This window comes from Streptomyces lydicus, assembly GCF_000717345.1.
Taxonomy (GTDB): Bacteria; Actinomycetota; Actinomycetes; order Streptomycetales; family Streptomycetaceae; genus Streptomyces; species Streptomyces lydicus.
This window is the reverse complement of sequence record NZ_JNZA01000088.1, coordinates 1-2,532: the sequence shown is the minus strand read 5'-3', so window position 1 is coordinate 2,532 and position 2,532 is coordinate 1. Positions and strand designations below refer to the sequence as shown.

Below are 2,532 nucleotides of genomic sequence, written 5' to 3'. Positions count from 1 at the left end.
AGCACCCACCCCCTCCGCAAACATCACCTCACGCAGCGACCCACCCAACACACCGTCAAAAGCCCCACACACCTCATCCACCGCCGCAGCAAAAACCGGAAACGCCCCATAAAGAACACGCCCCATCCCCACCCGCTGCGACCCCTGACCAGAAAACAAAAACCCCACACGCCCGGAACCACCCGACACGCACCCCTCAACAACACCGGCAGGTGTTTCGCCCTGGGTAATCGCCGTCAAGGAATCGAGCAGGCGCGGCCTGTCCGCGGCGAGGACCACTGCGCGGTGGTCCATGGCGGCTCGGGTCGTCGCGAGGGTGAAAGCCACATCCACCGGTTCCAGCTCAGGCCGCGCCGCTACATGTGACCGCAGCCGCTCCGCCTGCGCCCTCAATGCCCCGGCACTGCGTCCGGCGATCAGCCACGGCAGGACAGCCGGGTCGGATGCCCCCTGCTCTCCATTCCCCCGCAGCTCGTCCGACTCCCCCACGCCAATCGGCTCCGCCACGTCAACCGGCTCCGCCACGTCAACCGACTTCCCCAGCTCATCCGGCTGTGGAGGATGACACCACCGACACCCGCAGCAGCCTGCGTATGCCCCACATTCGACTTCAACGACCCCAACCACAGAGGCCGCCCCTCCGCCCGCCCCTGCCCGTAGGTCGCCAACAACGCCTGCGCCTCGATCGGATCACCCAACCGCGTCCCCGTACCGTGCGCCTCCACCACATCCACCTGGTCCGGAGTGAGACGGGCCTGCGCCAGCGCCTGGCGGATGACGCGCTCCTGGGACGGACCGTTGGGCGCCGTCAGGCCGTTGCTCGCACCGTCCTGGTTCACCGCCGTACCCCGCACCACCGCCAGAACCTCATGGCCGTTGCGCCGCGCGTCCGACAGCCGTTCCAGCACCAGCACACCGACGCCCTCGCCCCACCCGGTGCCGTCCGCGCCCGCCGCGAACGCCTTGCACCGGCCATCCACCGCCAGCCCCCGCTGACGACTGAACTCCACAAAGGTCCCCGGCGTGGACATGACGGTCGCACCACCGGCGAGCGCCACCGAGCACTCGCCCTGCCGCAGGGACTGCGCCGCGAGATGCAGGGCGACCAGCGACGACGAGCACGCGGTGTCCACCGTCACTGCCGGCCCCTCCAGCCCGAACGTGTACGACAACCGACCCGAGACCACGCTCGCGGCGGTGCCGGTGAGCAGGTAGCCCTCGAACTCCTCCGGGGCCTCACTCATCCGCGGCCCGTAGTCGTCCTGCGACACCACGCCCATGAAGACCCCGGCTCGGCTGCCGCGCAGACCGTCCGGATTGATGCCGGCCCGCTCGAACGCCTCCCACGACGTCTCCAGCAGCAACCGCTGCTGCGGATCCATCGCCAGCGCCTCACGCGGCGAAATCCCGAAGAACCCCGCATCGAACTCCGCCGCGCCGTACAGGAAGCCACCCTCGCGCACGTACGACGTGCCCGCGTGGTCCGGGTCCGCGTCGTACAGCGCCTCCACATCCCAGCCACGGTCCGCCGGGAACACCGAAATCGCGTCCCCACCCTCGGCGACCAGCCGCCACAGGTCCTCCGGCGAACTCACCCCACCAGGAAAGCGGCAGGCCATCGACACGATGACGATCGGGTCGTCCTCGACGGCAGGCAGGGCGGCAACCGGAGCCACCGCCGTGCTCGCCGACTGCCACTCCTCGGCGCCGGCGATCTCGCCGTACAGATGGCGAGCCAGTGCCTTGGGCGTCGGGTAGTTGAAGACCAGGGTGGGGGCCAGCCGGAGACCGGTCGCGTTCTTGAGGCGATTGCGGAATTCGACCGCCGTCAGCGAATCGAAACCGAGGTCCTTGAAAGCGTGCGTCTCCCCGATCGCGTCCGCCGACGCGTGCCCCAGCACGGCCGCGGCCTGGGTACGGACGAGGTCCAGCAGCAGGTGCTCCACCTCGGCCGCCGGCCGTCCCGCCATGCGCTGCGCCAGCGACGAAGCCGTGCCGTCGCCCTCCCCGCTCCCGGCGGACGCGGACGCCGTCGCAGACGTACGCACCTCCGGAAGGTCGGCGAGGAGGGGGCTGGGCCGGGTCGCGGTGAAGGCCGGGACAAAGCGCTCCCAGTCCACGTCGGCCACCATCACGGCGGCCTCGCCACGCCCGACGGCCTGCGCCATCGCGGTCAGCGCCAGATCGGCGTCGAGGGCGGGAAGGCCACGCTTGCGCAGCTCCTCACCGACCGCGCCGCCTGCGGCACCGCCCGCGTTCCACGGACCCCAGGCCACCGAGGTGGCGGGGAGGCCGAGGTCCTGGCGCTGCTGGGCCAACGCGTCCAAGAAGGCATTGGCAGCGGCGAAGTTGGCCTGACCGGCACGTCCCAGGGTTCCGACGACGGAGGAGAAGAGGATGAAGGCGTCGAGGTCGGGGGTCAGGTCACGGGTCAACTCGTCCAGGACGGCCGCGGCATCGGCCTTCGCCCGCAACACACCCGCCACCCGCTCCGGCGACAACCCCTCCAACACACCGTCATCCAACACACCC

The 2,532-nt window shown here is 70.4% G+C and carries 2 protein-coding genes; both read right to left on the bottom strand.

Going from position 1 to position 2,532, the window contains the following annotated elements; all coding sequences use genetic code 11:
- Positions 1-489: KS-MAT linker domain-containing protein (locus OO62_RS41480; protein WP_428835917.1), on the bottom strand; the 489-nt coding region annotated here is incomplete at its 3' end.
- The coding region (locus OO62_RS41225) for a beta-ketoacyl synthase N-terminal-like domain-containing protein (protein WP_282916361.1) at positions 417-2,532 on the bottom strand (2,116 nt) is incomplete at its 5' end. The genes OO62_RS41225 and OO62_RS41480, both read right to left, overlap by 73 nt.